This is a genomic window from Actinoplanes sp. NPDC051537 (genome assembly GCF_055586105.1).
Genome location: NZ_JBVJIU010000008.1, coordinates 194,192 through 212,176, shown reverse-complemented (window position 1 = coordinate 212,176; position 17,985 = coordinate 194,192). Strand labels below are relative to the sequence as shown.

Below are 17,985 nucleotides of genomic sequence, written 5' to 3'. Positions count from 1 at the left end.
AACCGTTGGCAACCGTGGAACGCGTCCGGCGCTTCCTCGCCGAGCATAGGACGACGGCGGGCGGGGGACCCGGGGAATGGGTCAGGTCGGACGCCGGCCCGGGCAATCCGCCCATTGAGGGCGCGACCGCTACGCCGTTCGGCCGTGCGGCGCGGCCGAACGGTCGAATCAATGGCATCAATATTGGGTGGGCGGGACCGGGCTCGTATCTTCATGGCTATCACCAACGGAGGTGACCCGTGGGGCGGGTGCTCGTGGTGGAAGACGATGATCGGATCGCCGGGCTGGTCACGCGAGCCCTGCGCGCCGAGGGGCACGTGGTCGACCGGGCCGCGACCGGGACCGACGGGCTCGAGGCGGCTCTCGCCGCCGAGTTCGACCTGATCATGCTCGACCTCATGCTGCCGGACCTGGACGGCGCCACCGTGCTCGACGAGGTGGTCCGCGCCCGGCCCGAACAGCGGGTGTTCGTCCTCTCGGCGGTGCCCGAGATCGGCGCCCGGGTCGCCTGCCTCGAGGCCGGCGCCACCGATTTCCTCGGCAAGCCGTTCGCCATGGCCGAGCTGGTGGCCCGGGTGCGCACCCGGATGCAGGCGCCGGCGCCCGGCGCGCAGCGGCGCTGGCTGGTGGTCGGGCTGATCAGCCTCGACCTGCGGCTGCACCGGGCCCTGGTCGGCGGGCGGCAGATCGACCTGTCCTTCCGGGAGTTCCTGCTGCTCCGCCACCTCATGGAGCGGGTCGGTCAGGCCTGCACGCGGTCGGAGCTGCTGGCCGATGTGTGGGGAATGATGTTCGACCCCGGCAGCAACGTCGTCGACGTCTACGTGCGCCGGTTGCGCAGCAAGCTCGACGACCCCGAGAGCGTGGAGACGGTGCGCAATGTCGGCTACCGCTTCGTCCCGGGTTAGCCCGCTGCTGATACCGCTGCTGGTCGGCGCCGGCCTGCTCAACCTGGGACTCATGTACGTGCTGCCCGGCGCCGAGACCATCCCGTTCCACCTGGTGTGGATCGGGCTGTCGGTGGTGTACGGCCTGGTCACCTGGCCGTTGCGGCCGATGCTCGCGACGCTGGCCGTCGTCGCCGTGACGACCGGCTACGTGCTGGTCCACCACGCCGCGGCCGGCGTGATCGGCTGGGAGGAGACCACCGAGGTGCCGCTGATGGCGGCGGTCTTCGTGGTCATGGTGTGGCACGTGCGCCGCCGCCAGCTGGTGTCCGCCGAGATCGCCCGGCTGGCCGAGGGCGAGCGCCGCCGCGCCATGGCCCGCGACCATTTCGTCCGCCTCGCCTCGCACGAGCTGCGCACCCCGATCACGGTCGCGCGCGGCTACGCCGAGCTGCTCCGGACGGCCGCGGACGACCCGTCGGTGATCGCCGACAGCACGATCGTGCTCGAGGAGCTCGACCGGCTGGCCGGCATCACCCATCGGCTGGTGACCCTGGTCCAGCTGGAGGGGGCGGACGTGCGGGAGACCGCGGACGTCGACGCCGCGCTGATCGCCATGGTCGACCGCTGGCGGCCGGCCGCCGACCGGCAGTGGCGGGTGTGCTCGACCGTCGGCCGGGCGTCGTTCAACCCCGAGCGGCTCAAGGCGGCGCTGGACAGCCTTCTGGAGAACGCCGTCAAGTTCACCGAGCCCGGCGACGTCATCGCGGTCGAGGGCGATGGCACCCGGGACACCTGGGCGGTCACGGTCACCGATTCGGGGCCGGGTATGTCGGCCGAGAGTCAGACCCGGCTCGCCGCGCTCGGCGCCGACGCGCTGGGGGTCACCGCCTCGGGCACCGGGCTGGGCCTCGCCACGGTGAGCGCGGTCGTCCGGTCGTGGAACGGACGTCTCACCATCACCACGCCGCCGGACGGCGGCACCGCCGTGCGGATGGAGTTTCCGCGCGGCGCCACCGTCCATGACGGACTCATGACAGTTCTGTCATGAGTCGCTCACCCCGCGTATCGGGCGATCCATCATCAGCCTGATGCGCCCGGCACACCGGCCGGCGCGTCACGCGTGGGAGGTGGGGTCCGATGCGGGATCGACGATGGCGCGTACTGGCCGGGATGTCGGCCGTCGCGATCGTGGTGGCCCTGCTCCCGCCGGTGGCGGCGGCCCGGCCGGCGGAGGCCGCGACCGCGTGCCCCGACGGAGGATGCGCCGTGACGGTGGACGTGCGCGACTTCGCGAGCGCCCAGCCGCTGACGAACTTCAACTACCTCGTCAACGTGGACAACACGAAGCTGCCCGGCGATCCGCTCGCCCTCAGCACCGAGAGCAACAGCCCGATCGTGGCCGAGGGCGACCAGGACCGCACCGCGCTGCGCCTGCCCGCCGGCCGCTACCTGATCTCGGCCCGCTCCCTGAACCACAAGATGTGGGGCGCCTACCTCACGCTGCCCAACCCGGCCACCGCGGACGGCTCGGCCACCGCGCGCATCGACCTCACCGAGGCGAGTGACGCGCACCCGCTGCCGCTCGGCAAGATCCGGGTGTTCGTCTTCGACGACAACGCCTGGACGAACGGCGCGCCGGACACCGAGGAGGGTGGCGTCGACGGCTTCCAGGTCGAGCTCAAGGAGCAGACCCAGAGCGACGTCACCGTGGACTACCACAACAACCCGCTGTGCGGCGGCCAATGCCTCACCGACGGCGACGGCTTCTCCCAGATCGACAACCTCGGTCCGGCCACGTACTACATCGAGGTGCACCCGCCGGACAAGGCGTGCAACGACGACCCGGACAGCCGCTGGCACCAGACCACGACCATCGACGGCGGCCTGCAACTGCTGGCCCCGGTCGAGGAGGGCAGCGACGGCACCGGCGCGCCCGGCGAGCAGCTCTGGGAGCCGCCGAACACGCGCACCGCGTACTGGTTCGGCTTCGTCTGCTCGCCGCAGCCGTTCGCGGCGAGCGGGACCGGCGAGATCACCGGGCAGGCGCGGAACTGGGCCGAGTGGGCGCCGTACACCACGGGCACCTACAACGACCCGGTGGAGAGCCCGTTCGTGGCGCTCTCCGACGCGACCACCGACCAGACCGTCTACGTCGGGCAGGGCGACGGCGCCGGCAACTTCGACATCCAGAACGTCCCGGCCGGTTCGTACAACCTGGCCATCTGGGACGAGCAGCTGAGCTACATCATGCGGTTCAAGCCGGTGACGGTGGCCGCCGGGCAGACCGTCGACGTCAACGACACGGGTGACGACGGCCAGTCCGGCATCGGGGTGTCCCGCTGGTTCGGCTGGCTGGACGGGCACGTCTACAAGGACACCAACGGCAACGGCCGGCTCGACCCCGGCGAGCCGCTGCTCGCCAACACCGACGTCGACCAGCGCTGGCGGGATGGCTCCATCAAGGAGGCGACCTTCACCGACGCGCACGGGTACTACCAGTACCCGACGGCCGAGGGCGGCCCGCTCGGCCGGTGGATCGTCAACGAGCAGGGCTTCGCGCGCTTCTCGGCGTACCCGGGCCCGTCCGTGCACGACGAGCAGACCGGCGCCGTGACACCGTCCTGCGCGTCGCCCGCGCCGGCCAACCCGTGCCTGCCCACCGACCAGGGCGGCGGCCTGCTCACCAACCAGAAGCTGCTCGAGGGCCACCGGGCCACCGTCGACTGGGGCAAGCGCGACTACCCGGCCGGCACGCCCGGGCAGATCGTCGGCATCACCTACTTCGCCACCACCCGCAACGAGTTCGACGCCCGCTTCCAGAACCACGAGGACTACGAGCCGGCCGTCCCCGGCGTGACGGTCTACCTCGAGGGGCCGGGCCCGGACGGCGTGCCGAACACCGGCGACGACGTGGTGCTCAACAAGTACGTGACCGACAAGTGGCAGCAGCCGGACGCGAGCCAGGATCCGCAGCAGCCGACCGGCAACACGTTCACCCAGAACTGCAACCCGATCCGGGACTTCACCGGCGCCGACATCACCTCGCAGTTCAACCCGCGGATCGGGCCGAACTGCCTGGAGGTCCCGCTGGCCGGGCAGCCGACCCGGGACGGCGCCTTCGACGGCGGCTACGCGTTCGCCGACTACTGTCCGGGCGGCTACGACCTCGCCGCCGACGACGGCACCTGCGTGGGCGGCGGCGACCCGCAGCCGCTGGTGGCCGGCACCTACGTCACGCACGCGGTCATGCCCACCGACGCGGCCGACACCCGCGCCTGCGGCACCCTCGTCAGCGCGGCCAAGGGTGGCGTGCCCGGCGGCGGCGTGGGCTGCCTCTACCGGCCGGTCCGCGAGGAGGACGTCAACGTCGATCTCGGCAACGTCTTCACCCCCGCGCTGCCGCCCCCGCCGTGCACCGGCGACGACCACGTGATCGACCAGTCGACCCTGACGCCGCGCAGCGTCCACTACGGCGTCCCCGGCGCCCACGCCCCGCTGTGCGACAAGCGGCTCGTGGTGCTCACCAACGGGCAGAACGCGAACGCCGACTTCCACCTGATGACGAACTTCCGCACCGACCCCAACGGCGAGGACCCGGCCGACAACCGGGTCGGCGACGTGGCGGTGCCGGGCCGCTTCGTGGGACAGGTCTTCAACGACATCTACTTCGAACGGAACCCGCAGTCGCCGTGGTACGGCGAGCCGCGCCCGATCGCCGGCATCCCGGTCGGCATCTACGCCCGCGTGGACAGCGACGAGAACAACTGGCGGCTGCTCACGACGGTGACGACGAGCCCCGACGGCTCGTTCGAGGCGCTGCTGCCGTCGACCGAGACGTTCAACTGCCCGATACCGCAGGGCCCGTGCCCCGGCATGTACCTGGTCAAGGTCGACGACCCGGGCAGCAAGGCGCACCCGAACGCGGCGTACAACCCGAACCTGCTCACCGCCACCACGCCGGCCGAGTCGTGGCCGGGTCTCACCACCCAGCTCGACCTGCCGCTCGACCCGATCTCCGGAACGGCCTGCGAGGACCCGGCCGTCCCGGCCCGCCCCGAGCTGCTCCAGGTCTCCACGCCGGTCGTGCCCGCCACCGGGAGCCGCCAGATCACGGTGCAGGCCGACTTCATCGGCGCGGCCGGCACGGCGACCGGGCTCACCGGCGTACGCGCCACGCTGACCGACGACCGCAACGGGCAGACGCAGACGCTCACCCGGGCCAACGGCGGCATCGCGGGCTGGACGCCGGGCAGCGGCAGCACGCCCGACACGATCGTGCTCAACGTGCCGCCGCTCGCCACCAACACGGCCGCCAACCTGCTGCCCGACGTCACGTTCCGGCCCGGCCCGAAGCAGCTCACGATCACCACGGCGAACGCGGCCGGCGGCGTGTCCAGCGTCAACGGGCTCACCGTGCACGTGTTCGGCAGCAACGGCACCGGCGCCAACACCGTCGCGTACAACCCGGCGGTGGTGAACGTCGCGGCGCCGGCCACCAACGCGCACGCGCTGCAGAACGCGATCGACGCGGCCGCCGCCGGCAGCCTGCTGGTGCTGTCGCCCGGCGTCTACAACGAGAACATCCTGCTCTGGAAGCCGCTCAAGCTGCAGGGTCGCGGCCCGGGCGGGATCGTGGCGGCGCACGAGCTGCAATCGCGCGACCCGGAGGACCCGCGCTTCAACATCCCGGGCACGGTCATCGACGGCCGTTACTTCCTGCAGAACGCCACCGCCTACGACGCAGCGATCGCCGCGCACGCCCCGTACGCCGGGGTCAGCACCGCCCATCCGGTGCTGCGCGGCGCCGACATCACGGTGCTGGCCAAGACGACCACGGCCTACAACCTCGGCACCGGGATCACCGCGTCGTTCGGTCAGGCCCGGATCGACGGCATCGGCCTGAGCACCGGGCAGGGCGAGGGCGCCGGCGGCATCCAGCTGCAGGCCTCGATCAACAACATTCAGCTGACCAACAACGTGCTCGAGAACAACGGCGGCGTCGTGGCCGGTGGCATCGGCGTCGGCCAGCCCTACGACGACGGGGTCAACCACAACTACAACGTGCGGATCGGGAACGACCGGCTGATCGGCAACGGCGGCCTCACCCAGGCCGGCGGCATCGGGATCTTCAACGGCGCCAACGCGTACGAGGTGGCCGGCAGCATCGTCTGTTCGAACTTCAGCGTGAACTACGGCGCCGGCGTCTCGCACATCGGGCTCAGCCCCGGCGGCCGGATCCACGACAACCAGATCTACTACAACGACTCGGTCGACTCCGGCGCCGGCCTGGCCATCGAGAGCGAGCTGCCGGTCGGCGGCGGTTCCCTCGGCACCGGCACCGGCGCGGTCGACGTGGACCGCAACCTGATCCAGAGCAACTACTCGGGCGACGACGGCGGCGGCATCTTCGTGCTGGACGCGCTGACGGCCGCGATCAACATCCGGAACAACCTGATCGACAACAACGGCGCCGCGGACCTGGGCGGCGCGATCACCCTCGACGACGCGTCGAACGTACGCCTGGTCAACAACACCGTGGCCAACAACGTCTCGACCGGATCGTCCGAGGACTCCGACGGCAACCCGCACGCGGCCGGGCTCGCCTCCGAGGCGAACGACCCGCTGTTCCAGGACACGCTGCCGGCCGGCGCGCCCGACTTCTCCCGGCCCGCGGCGCTGTTCAACAACGTCTTCTGGAACAACGACGCCTTCACGCTGAGCCAGGCCGGCCCGGGGGCGACGCTGGTCGATCGCGGCTTCATCGACTTCGAGGTCCACGGCACCACGACGAACACCGACACGTTCACGCCGCGGTACTCCGACCTGACCAACGGGCAGAACCTCGGGCCCGACGGCGTGCTGCGCGCGGTCCCGGCCGGCCAGGGCAACCTGATCGGCACCAACCCCGGGTTCGTGGCGCCGTTCGTGGACGAGCTCACCGTCTCCGGCTCGCGACTCGACCCGCAGACCGCGGCGGTCACCATCACCGGCCAGGACCCGCCGGTCGGGCTCACCGGCGACTACCACCTGACGGCCGGCTCGGCCGTGCTGGACCGCGGCGTGCGCTGCTCGAACACCCCGGTGCCGGCGACCATCAACGCCTGCGCGGCCACCGCGGTGCCGGCGCCCAACGTCGACGTCGACGGCGCCTTCCGGCCGAACGCCGTCTCGCTGCGCCTTACCACCCCGTGGGACCTCGGGGCCGACGAACGGCCCGGCATACCGGTACCGCTGTTCGCCACCATCACCGGGCCGAGGAGGCTGCCGTGATCACGCGCCGGGAATTCCTCTGGGGAACGGCGGGCACGCTTGCCGCCGGGGTCCTCGTCGGCGACGCGCGCGCCGCCGGTGCGGCCACCACCGGCGTGTCGTTGGCCGCCACCGACGGGTACATCTCGGTACCCGGGCGGGAGGGCAACCCGCTGTACGTCTTCGGCTTCGTGCCGGCCAGCCCCTCGCTGTCGGTAGCCCAGCTGATCAGCACGTACAAGGGGCACGCACAGCACACGGCACCGACGCTGGACTTCCGTCAGGACGACGACATCAAGATCACGTTGACCAACCTCGGCTTCGTCCAGCGGCCCGACCTGGTCGACTCGCACACCGTGCACTGGCACGGCTTCGACCTGCCGACGCCGCTCAACGACGGCGTGCCGGAGGTGTCGGTGGCGGTGCCGGTCGGCAAGCAGCTCACCTACTTCTACCGGCCGCACCGCGAGGGCACGTACATGTACCACTGCCATTTCGAGGACGTCGAGCACGTGCAGATGGGCATGACCGGCATCGTGTTCGTCCGGCCGCGGCAGGACGGCGCCGCGATCGGCGGCTTCACCCGGTTCGCCTACAACGACGGGGACGGCTCCACCGGCTACCACCGGCACTTCGCCATCCTGCTGAACGAGCTGTGGCGCGACTTCCACGACGGGGACCGCGACATCCAGGAGTCCATCCCGACCGACTACGATCCGCAGTGGTTCACCCTCAACGGCCGGCCCTACCCGATGTCGGTGCTGCCCAACGACGACCCGGCGCTGCCGGCCGCGATGCGGGTCGGCACGCCGAACCCGAACTACGGCGGCGCGGTCGACCACAGCCAGCCGAACTCGGCCCTGATCCAGGTGAACCCGGGCGAGCGTGTGCTGCTGCGGCTGGCCAACCTCGGCTACCAGCAGCACAGCATGCAACTGCCGGGCATCCCGCTGCACGTGATCGGGCAGGACGCGTCGCCGCTGCGGTCCGGCTCGTACTGGACCAACACCCTGTACCTCGGGCCGGGCGAGGCGCGCGACGTCCTGTTCGACGCGCCGGCGTACGACCCGGCGCGCCCGTCGGGCTCGGACGCCTGGGGCGCCCACAACGTCTACTTCTTCAAGAACCGGGACTGGCGCAAGCTGCAGAACTTCGCCTCCCCGGCGCCGGGACCGGGCGGCATGATGACCGAGGTCCGGGTGTACGCCCCGGCCCGCCCCCTGCCCGCGCAGACCGTCGTGAGCCAGACCTATGTCTGAGGGGGCCACCATGAGGTTCGCGGCCGTATTGACGCTCGCCGCCGCCGGCTGCCTGCTCGTGCCGGGCGCCGCCGCCGCGATCCCGGCCGACGCCCCGCCGACCGGCATGGTCTGCACGCCCGGCGCCGTCGCGGGCGGCGTGCACACCTTCGACCTGGTCGCCGAGACCGGCTACATCGACACGCCGGACGGCAACAGCGTCTTCATGTGGAGCTACGCCGAGGCGGGCGGCCACTTCCAGAGTCCCGGTCCGGTGCTGTGCGTGACCCAGGGGCAGACGGTCGTGGTCAACCTGACCAACAACCTCGCGGAGCCGGCCTCGATCGTCTTCCCGGGCCAGGACGATCCCGTCGGCGCGTCCGGCGGCAGCGCCGGCCTGCTCACCACCGAGGCCGCGGCGAACGGCGGCACCGTGCGGTACTCGTTCGTGGCCGGCAGCCCCGGCACGTACCTGTACGAGAGCGGCTCGGACATCGCCAAGCAGATCGAGATGGGCCTGTACGGGGCGCTGATCGTCCGTCCCGCGGCGGGCGCCGGCCTCGCCTACGGCTCGAGCACCGCCTTCGACCCCACCCACGAGTACCTGCTGCTGCTCAGCGAGATCGACTCCGACCTGCACCACGCCGTCGAGACCGGCGGCGCCTACGACGTGAACGCCCGCCGGGACCGCTACTTCGCGGTCAACGGCCGCGAGTTCCCGGACACCGTGCAGGACAACGGCTCGGGGCTGCTGCCGAACCAGCCGTACGGCTCCCTCGTCCGGATCCAGCCGACCGTCCCGTCGGCGGCGCCGGCCCTGATCCGCATGATCAATGTGGGCGCCGCGAACCATCCGTTCCACCCGCACGGCAACCACACGACGCAGATCGCCCAGGACGGCCGTCTGCTGCCGGCGCCGGTCGAGCATTTCGGCGAGACGATCGCGGCCGGTCAGACCCAGGACTTCCTGCTCCGCTGGGACGACCAGGACGGCTGGGACCAGGCCACCAACCCGCTGCCGGTGCCGCCGCCGAACTTCCGGGACGTCTTCTTCAAGGACGCCAACACGTGGTACGCCGGAAGCCCGTACCTGGGGCACAAGGGCGCGCTGCCGAGCGGCGTCGTCAGCCAGAACATCTGCGGCGAGTGGTACTTCCCCTGGCACAGCCACGCGCTCAACGAGTTCACGAACTTCGACCAGGGCTTCGGCGGCATGGCGACGCTGCTGCGGGTGGACCCGCCGGGCGGCTGCTTCGCCGCGCCGGTCTCGGCCGCCCCGGCCGGCAGCGTGCTCAAGTCGGGCACGGTCGCCGGGCTCGCCGCCGACGACACCAGCTACTACGCGGTCAATCCCCGCACCACCACCCGGCCGACCGCCACCACCGCCGCGCAGACGTCGATCACCGTGGCCTCGGCCACCGGCTTCCCCGCCACCGCCGGCTACTACGTGCGGCTCGACAACGAGGTGCTGCGGGTCACGGCGGGCGCGGGCGGCACGACCTGGACGGTGCAGCGCGGTCAGCTCGGCACCACCGCGGCCGCGCACGCGAGCGGCGCCGTGGTCACCGCCCTGGCCACCGACTTCACCGCGGGCTTCACCGGCGTTCCGGCCGGATCCCAGCACCTGAAGGTGACCTACAAGGGCGCGAACTGCGCGACCACGACGGCGTCGACCTGTACGGCGCTGACCGCCAACCCGCCGCAGCAGACCGTGAAGATCTGCGACTGGACGGTGGGCGGCGCGGCCGGCTGCTCGGCGCCGACCTCGCCGGGATGGGTGACCCTGCCCGCGCCGCCGGCTCAGCCGCAATCCGTCGGGTCCGCCGAGGTCGGCGCGACCTGGAGCCTGCCGACCGCGGCCGCCTATCTCAGCGGCGGACAGGTCCGGGTTCTGGTGCACACCGAGCGGTACACGTCCCCCGCCCCGGCGGCGTTCTCCACCTGGGGAAACCTGCTGGCGCTCACCTACGACGCCCCTTAGGAGACGGCGATGCACGTACGGAAGGGCGCGCTCGTGCTGGCGCTCGTGGCAGCCGGACTCATCGTGCCGAGCCCGGCGTCGGCGGCGGCAGTGTCCATCACCCTGTGCGCCGTGCCGGGCGCCGCCACCCTGGCCGGCGGCGGGAGCGTCCCGATCTGGGGCTTCGCCACCGGCTGCGCGAACCCCGGGCTGCCCGGCCCGGTGCTGTCCGTGAACGTCGGCGACACGGTCGCGCTCAGCGTCACCAACGCGCTGCCCGCCGGCCACGCCGTGACCCTCGAGATCCCGGGTATCGACTTCGGCCCCGGCCCGGACTCGGCGCCGCCGGGCGGCACGGTGACCCGCACGTTCACCGCCTCGGCGCCCGGCACGTACCTCTACCAGAGCGGCGGCGACGCCGGCCGGCAGGTCGCCATGGGCCTGTACGGCGCGCTGATCGTCCGGCCGGCGACGGCCGACTACGACGTGGAGGCGCCACTCGTGCTGAGCGCGATCGACCCGGCCTTCAACGCCGCGCCCGAGACCTTCGACCTGCACGCCTACCGGGCGACGTACTGGCTGGTCAACGGACGCTCCTATCCGGACACCGGGCCTGGCGTCACGGCCGCCGGCGGGCAACGGCTGCTGCTGCGCTATCTCAACGCCGGCTACGACAACACCACGATGACGATGCTCGGCATGCACGGCCGGGTGGTGGCGCGGGACGCCCGCCCGATCGGCGGCGACCTCGAGGTGACGGCCGAGACCATCCCGGCCGGCGCGACCGAGGACGTCCTCGTGACCGTGCCGGCCGGCGCCGGACCGAGCCCGCACGGCTTCCCGCTCTACAACCGGCAGCAGCACGTCACCAACGGCGACCAGACCGGCCCCGGGCCGGCGCCGGCCACCGGCGGCGGAATGTTGATCTTCATTCACCACTAGGAGGCGACGTGACCGACTCGCCCCGGCTCCGGGTGCGGCTGGCGAGCGCGCTGGCCGGCGTGGCGCTGGCCGCCGGCGGCCTCTGGGCCTGGCACGCGGCCCGGTCGCCGGCCGTCCCGGTCGCCGCCGCGGCGCCGGTGGGCTGGGTGCGCCCGGCCGTGGCCGCCGACGAGCTGGGCCAGGCCAGCGGGGTGACCATCACCCGGGTCGCCGTCTCCGGCGGGGGCGGCCTGGTCGACCTCCGGTTCCGGGTGGTCGACCCGGACCGGGCGCACGCCCTGCACGACCCGTCGACGCCGCCCGCGGTCGTCGCCGAGGGCTCCGGCCTCGTGGTGCGTGACCTGCTGATGAACCACGAGCACAGCGGCGACTACCGGGCCGGCGTCACGTACTACCTGGTGTTCGACAACCCCGGCAACTGGGTGCGGCGCGGCGACCGGGTCACGGTGCTCCTGGGGAATGCGCAGGTCGAGCATGTCCGGGTGGTCTGAGCTCGCCCTTGCCACCCCCGGGGCCCCCGGCGGGCAGGTCGCGGAACGATTCGGCGGCATCGCGCCCCACGACGCCGCCTTCGGATGGGTGTTCCCGTGCCTGCTCGCCGGGTTGGTCGGGGGTCTGCTCGTGGCTCTGATCGCGCTGTCCCCGCCGGGCGCCCCGGCGGCCGGTCGCCGGATCGTGCTCACCTTCGCCGCCGGCTCGGGCGCCCTGGCGACGGTGCTCGGCGCGGCCCTGGGCCGGCCCTGGCCGCTGGTCGCGGCGCTCACCGTGCTGGCCGGCATCGCCCGCGACGGGCGGCACCGGTGGCTGCCGGCGAGCGTGGCCGTCCTGGTCGCGGTGCTCGCCGTGGTCGAGCCGGCGACCGTCTTCGCGCCGCTGGGCGGTCTCGCCGCGTACGCGGTGGCCCGGCTCGCCACTCGCGCCGCCGGTGACGTGGTCACCGCGCCGATGCGGGATCGCGCCGCGCCCCTCGTCGCGGCCGGTGTCATCCTGGTCGCCGCCGCCGGTGCCGGCCCGCCGCCGCCCGCCACGCCGGCGCCGGTGCTGCGGGCCGGGGTGGTCGCCGACCTCACCGTCTCGCTGGTGCAGGCCGGCCGCGCGGTCACGGTGCGGGCGGCCAGCGGGCGCCGGCCGCCGCCCGGGCCGATCGACCAGGTCAGCCTCGATCTCGCCGGCCGGACGGTCCCGCTGTTCCCGGGCACGCCGGGGCGATACGCCGGCACCGTGGACGTCCCGCCGGCCGGCTCGGCCGTGCGCGCGACCGTCACCGTGCGGCGCGCGGGCGAGCGGCTCACGGTTCCGCTCGCCTGGACCGTGCCGGCCCCGGCCCGGGCCCCGTCCCGGCTGCCCCGCGCCGGCCTGTTGACGCTCGCCGTGCTGGCGCTCGCCGTCGTGCACCGGCGGATCCGGAAGGACGTGCCATGAGGCGTACGGTCGCCTGTGCCCTGTTGATCTCTCTGTTCGTCCCGGCCGTTCCCGCCTCCGCCGCGCCCGTCTTCGAGAGCGTCGTGGTCCGGCTGCGCACCCAGGTCGACCCCGGCCGCGTCGCCGGCCACTCCCGGCACGAGCGGCAGACCGCGCTGGTCCGGGCGTTGCGGGCGCGGGCGAGCGCCGACCAGCCGGGCCTGCTCGGCCTCCTGCGCCGGCGGCGGGCCCAGGGCCTGGTCACCGACGTGACCCCGCTGTGGGTGGTCAACGCGGTCGCGGTCACGGCCACGCCCTCGGTCGTCCGCGAGATGGCCGCCCGCCCGGAGGTCGCCCGCATCGACCCCGACGCCACCGACTTCGTCCCGTCCGCCGTCCCCACCGGACCGAACGTCGAGGCCGTGGGGGCGCCGGCCCTGTGGGATCTCGGCCTCACCGGTCAGGGTGCGGTCGTCGCCGTCATGGACACCGGCGTCGACGCCGGCCACCCCGATCTGGCGGCGACCTGGCGCGGCGGCGCGAACAGCTGGTACGACCCGAACGGCGAGCACCCGGCCGCACCCACCGACGTCAACGGGCACGGCACGGCGACCGCCGGCGTGATCGTCGGCGGCTCGGCGAGCGGCGCCACGCTCGGCGTCGCGCCGGGCGCCCGCTGGATCGGCGTGAAGATCTTCAACGATCGCGGCGTCGCCTCCACCTCGGCGATCCACAAGGGCTTCCAGTGGCTGCTCGACCCCGACGGCAACCCGGCCACCGCGGACGGGCCCGACGTGGTGAACTCCTCGTGGACCGGGTCGGCGGCCGGGTGCAACGCCGAGTTCCAGCCCGACCTGCGCAATCTGCGGGCGGCCGGCATCCTTCCCGTCTTCTCGGCCGGCAACTACGGCGGCGCGGGCAGCACAGTGCTGAGCCCCGCGAACCTTCCGGAGGCGCTCGCGGTGGGCTCGATCGACAGCGCCGGTGTGGTCGACCCGTCGAGCAGCCGCGGGCCGTCCGCCTGCGACCAGCGGACCGAGCCCCGGCTCGTCGCGCCGGGAGTCGGCATCCGGACCACCGACCTGTACGACGGCTACCTCGACGCCACCGGAACGTCGGTGGCGGCGCCGCACGTGTCCGGCGTCCTGGCGCTGCTGCTCGGCGCGTATCCCGACCTGAGCCCGGACCGCGCGCAGTCGGCGCTCGAGGCCACGGCCGCCGATCTGGGCGACGCCGGCCCCGACAACGCGTACGGGTATGGCCGGGTCGACGCGCCCGCCGCCAACCGATGGATCGCCACCGCGCCCGACTTCACCGTCGCGGTCTCACCGTCGTCCCCGACGGTCGCGCCCGGCGAACCGGCGACGCTGGCGGTCACGGTCACGCCGGTCAACGGCTTCGCGGCCGGCGTCACGCTCGCGCTGACCGGGCTGCCCGCCGGCGCCTCCGCGACGATCACCGGCACGACCCAGATCGCGATCACGACCACCGCCTCGATCGCGCCCGGCGCGTACCTCCTGGCGGTGACGGCGACCGGCGGGGGCCTGAGCCGCACCGCGTACGCCCGGCTGACCGTCACCCCGCCGCCCGGATTCGCGCTGACCGCGTCGCCGGCCTCGGTGACCGTGACCCGCGGTCAGACGGCCACCTACACGGTCGGGACGAGCGCGATCGGCAACTTCACCGGGCCGGTCACCGTCACGGTGAGCGGGCCGCCCGCGGGCGCCACCACGACCGTCACGCCGAACCCCGCGGCCGTGCCCGGCACCGCGAAGCTGCGCGTCACGACCACGTCCGCCACCGCGCGCGGCACGTTCACGCTGCGCATCACCGGCACGGCCGGAACCGTGCAGCGGCAGGCTACGACGACGCTGGTGGTGCGGTGACCCGGTCGCGCCGGGGCGCCGCGACGGCCAGGCGATCGAGGTCGCGGAGGCGCCCCTCGCTGCCGGTCGCGAGGTAGCAGGCCCGCGCGTCCGCGCCATGGCCGGCCGCCGCCACCGGGTCGCCCTCGGCCAGCGCGACCCGGGCCAGCTCGGTCAGCGCGTCGCCGATCAGGATGCGGTAGTTCTTGCTTCGTGCGATCTCGAGGGCCTCGGTGGCGGCCGCCCGCGCCTGGTCGGGCGCGCCCGCGGCGAGCAGCGCCCCGGCCGTCCCGATGCCGGCCTGCGCGGCGGCGTGCTGGTAGCCGTGCTCCCGGCTCAGCGCCAGCGCCTCGCGGAAACGGGTCTGTGCCTCGGTCACCGCGCGTGCCCCGAGCAGGGCGGAGCCCAGCGTGTTCAGCACGCCGGCGGTGGCCTTCGGGTTCGCGAGCCGCTCGGCGATCCGCAGCGCCTGGGTGGCCGCGTCGACGCCCGCGCTCCACTCGGCGCGCTGCTGGTAGAGGTGGCTCAGCTCGTCCAGCGTGGACATCTGCCCGTTCGCCGACCCGGTCTCGCGGTAGTAGCCGAGCGCGCGGGTCAGGCAGTCGTACGCCTCGTCGAACTCCTCGAGCTGCCGCAGCGCCATGCCCAGGTTGCTGCAGTTCGCCATGGCCGACGGGAGCCGGGCCGCCTCGCCGTTGATCTCCATGGCGGCCCGGAAGTGGCCGACGGCGTCGCGCAGCCGGCCCTGCTCGGTGCACATCACGCCGAGGTCGTTGAGGGTCACGGCGCGGATGTGCGCGAACGCCGGCCCGGTGCCGGCGGCCAGGACGTGCTGGTAGAGCCGGTGCGCCTCGTCGGTCATGCCGAGCTCGGCGTGCACCAGGCCGAGATTGTGCAGAAGGTATGCCTCGCCGGTCCGCCAGTCGCTGTCCCGGGCGGCGGCCAGCCCTGCGCCGTACGCCTCCAGCGCGTCCCGATGCCGGCCCACCGACCACAGCGCCTGGCCGAGGGTCTGGTGCATGGCGGCCTGCGCCATCCGGTCGCCGGCCTTCTCGGCCGCGGCCAGCCCGGCCCGGCCGGTCGCCAGCCAGGACACCGGCTCCCGGCGTACGAAGAAGTAGCCGCGCAACTGGTCGGCGAGCTGCCACGCGCGCTCCCGGTCGGCGCCGTCGGCCAGCGTCTCGATCAGCGCGACCAGGTTGGCGATCTCGTCGTCCAGCCAGGCCGTGGCGGCGGCGAGATCGGCGAAGCACATGACCGTCTCGTCGACCTCGGTCGGCAGCCGCACCATCGCCGGGTAGAGCAGCCGGATCGCCGCCGCCGTCCGGGTCAGGTACCACTCGGCCACCCGTCGCAGCGCCGCCGGCCCGTCCGCGTCGTCGTGCTCGAGCGCATAGCGGCGCAGCAGGTCGTGGAGGCGGTAGCGGTCGGCGCCGACGGTCTCGACCAGGCTCTCCTCGACCAGGATGTCCAGGGTGCGGCCGGCGTCGCCGGCGAACGAGGCGGCCGCCGCCTCGCGCGGGAAGGTCGCGCCGGGCAGGCGCGCCACCCATCGGAACAGCCGGGCCGCCTCCGGTTCGAGCTCGCGGTAGCTGAGGTCGAAGGTCGCCCGCACGGTCGCGTAGCCGGGCTGCGCGCCGCCCTCGAGCGAGCGCAGCAGCTCGGCCGGGGTGCGCCGGGCCAGCCGGCTCGCGATCACCCGCAGCGCGACCGGGAGGCGACCGCAGGCCTCGGCCAGCGCCGTCGCCGCCTGCCGGTCGGTGGTGGTCCAGGCCGGCCCGGCCCGGCCGCCGAGCATGTCGACCGCCGCCGGGCGAGGCAGGACCGGCAGGTCGAGGTGGGTGGCGCCGGGCAGGTCGGCGCAGTGGTTGCGGCTGGTGACCAGGACCGCGCTGCCGCCACCGCCGGGCAGCAGCGGGCGCAGCTGCTCGGCGTCCCGCACGTTGTCGAGGATCACCAGCAGCCGGCGCTCGGACAGCAGGCTGCGGTAGAGCGCCGAGGCCTCGTCGACGTCGATCGGGATGGCCTGACCGGGCGTGCCGAGCCCGCGCAGGAGCCGGGCGAGCACGGCGTCGGCGCTGATCGGCTTCCGGTCGGCGCCGCGCAGGTCGATGTAGAGCTGGCCGTCCGGGAAGTCGTCGCGCAGCAGCTCGGCGGCGCGCAGCGCGAGGCTGGTCTTGCCGACCCCGGGCATGCCGCAGATGACGCCGGTGACCTGCCGGGCCGGCCCGGTGGCGCGGAACAGTCGCTCCAGGGCGCGCAGCTGCTCGGCGCGGCCGGTGAAGTCGGGCGGCGGCGCGGGCGCCTGCCATGGTGTGGGCGGCCGGTCGGCCCGGGCCGCGGCCGGTGCGTCCCAGCGCCCGGCGAGCACCGCCTGCCGGGCCGCGACCAGCTCGGCGCCGGGGTCGATGGCGAGCTCCTCGGCCAGGCGGCGGCGGATCTCGTCGTACGCGTCGAGCGCCGCCGCCTGCTGTCCCGACGCGGCGAGGGTGACCACCAGCCGGGCGTGCAGCGGCTCGTGCCAGGGGTGCCGCGCGGTCAGGCGGCGCAACCGGGGCAGCACCTCGGGCAGGCGCCGCACCGTGAGCCCGAGGTGCGCCTGCCGGATGGCCGCCTCGACCAGCTCGTCGGTCAGCGCCGTGACCAGGTGATGCTCGTGCAGCTCGGCGACGTCCTCGACCGCACGGTGCCCGTTCCAGAGGTCCAGGGCGGCGCTGAGCAGGTCGAACGCGCGCTGCGGATCGGACGACGCCCAGCGGCGCGCCTCCGCGAGCCGGCGGCGGTACGCGACGAGGTCGAGCCCGCTCTCGTCGAGGTGCAGCCGGTAGCCGCCCGGCGTCCAGGCCAGCGCCGGCACGGCGCCGGCAACCGGGCGCGGCTCGAGGATCCGGCGTAGCCGGCTGACGTGCGTCTGCACCACGTTCGCCGCCGAGGCCGGGGCGCCGTCCGGCCACAGCACCTCGATCAGCTCCGACCGGCTGACCGGATAGTTCGGCGTGAGGGCGAGCCGGGCCAGCACCACCCGGTGCCGCCCGAAGCCGATCGCCACCGGCCCGGCCGGAGTGGTCGCCGTGAGCGGGCCCAGCACCGAGATGTGCACGGGCCCGGACGGCTCGGCCGGCTCCGGGCGGGGACGCAGCGTCAGCCGGCGCAGGCGGGTGCGGTCGGCCCCGGTCAGTCCCAGCGCGTCGGCGAGCGCGTCGCTCGACCGGAGCCGTGGATGGCTGCTGCGCTCCTGCTCCAGGTCGCGGATGGCGCCGAGGCTGAGCCCGGCGCGGTGCGCCAGCTCGCGCTGGCTCAGGCCGCGGTCGTGCCGCCACTCACGGATCAACCGGCCGAGATTGGGCGCGCTGTCCACTGTGCCTCATCACCCCGCAGAGATCGATAGGCGACGAAGCGTAGTACGGGAGCAGTACGGGTTTCAGCCCTCCAGTGAACGT

10 protein-coding genes are annotated in these 17,985 nt (G+C 73.7%); 9 read left to right on the top strand and 1 reads right to left on the bottom strand.

The features are described 5' to 3' along the window. Positions 1-257 precede the first annotated feature (257 nt). From ACZ6TB_RS21210 to ACZ6TB_RS21170, 9 genes are all read left to right on the top strand, one after another. Entirely contained in the window at positions 258-908 is a 651-nt protein-coding gene (locus ACZ6TB_RS21210) for a response regulator transcription factor (RefSeq protein ID WP_465556255.1), read from the top strand. Then, positions 880-1,938, top strand: a complete 1,059-nt coding sequence (locus tag ACZ6TB_RS21205) for a sensor histidine kinase (RefSeq protein ID WP_465556254.1) — start codon at positions 880-882, stop codon at positions 1,936-1,938. The genes ACZ6TB_RS21210 and ACZ6TB_RS21205 overlap by 29 nt, the downstream gene beginning before the upstream one ends. Before the next feature lie 89 nt (positions 1,939-2,027). After that, positions 2,028-7,160, top strand: a complete 5,133-nt coding sequence (locus tag ACZ6TB_RS21200) for a hypothetical protein (protein WP_465556253.1) — start codon at positions 2,028-2,030, stop codon at positions 7,158-7,160. Continuing rightward, entirely contained in the window at positions 7,157-8,398 is a 1,242-nt protein-coding gene (locus tag ACZ6TB_RS21195; protein ID WP_465556252.1) for a multicopper oxidase domain-containing protein, read from the top strand. Before ACZ6TB_RS21200 ends, ACZ6TB_RS21195 begins: the two co-directional genes overlap by 4 nt. Positions 8,399-8,408: 10 nt before the next feature. Beyond that, positions 8,409-10,358, top strand: coding sequence for a multicopper oxidase domain-containing protein (locus tag ACZ6TB_RS21190; protein WP_465556251.1), 1,950 nt, complete (start codon positions 8,409-8,411; stop codon positions 10,356-10,358). A 9-nt stretch (positions 10,359-10,367) separates the two neighbouring features. Next, positions 10,368-11,279 carry a multicopper oxidase domain-containing protein gene (locus tag ACZ6TB_RS21185; RefSeq protein WP_465556250.1) on the top strand — a complete coding sequence of 304 codons (912 nt, stop codon included), beginning with the start codon at positions 10,368-10,370 and terminating at the stop codon, positions 11,277-11,279. Positions 11,280-11,287: 8 nt separating this feature from the next. Beyond that, on the top strand, positions 11,288-11,770 hold the full coding sequence (locus ACZ6TB_RS21180) for a hypothetical protein (protein WP_465556249.1): 483 nt from the start codon (positions 11,288-11,290) through the stop codon (positions 11,768-11,770). Beyond that, complete coding sequence (locus ACZ6TB_RS21175) at positions 11,754-12,701, top strand: hypothetical protein (protein WP_465556248.1); 948 nt, start codon at positions 11,754-11,756, stop codon at positions 12,699-12,701. Before ACZ6TB_RS21180 ends, ACZ6TB_RS21175 begins: the two co-directional genes overlap by 17 nt. Continuing rightward, on the top strand, positions 12,698-14,566 hold the full coding sequence (locus tag ACZ6TB_RS21170) for a S8 family serine peptidase (protein ID WP_465556247.1): 1,869 nt from the start codon (positions 12,698-12,700) through the stop codon (positions 14,564-14,566). The genes ACZ6TB_RS21175 and ACZ6TB_RS21170 overlap by 4 nt, the downstream gene beginning before the upstream one ends. Here ACZ6TB_RS21170 and ACZ6TB_RS21165 read toward each other — a convergent pair. After that, positions 14,541-17,903: a BTAD domain-containing putative transcriptional regulator gene (locus ACZ6TB_RS21165; RefSeq protein ID WP_465556246.1), complete on the bottom strand. Its 3,363-nt coding sequence runs from the start codon at positions 17,901-17,903 to the stop codon at positions 14,541-14,543. The two genes, ACZ6TB_RS21170 and ACZ6TB_RS21165, sit on opposite strands and share 26 nt — an antisense overlap. Between the last annotated feature and the right edge of the window lie 82 nt (positions 17,904-17,985).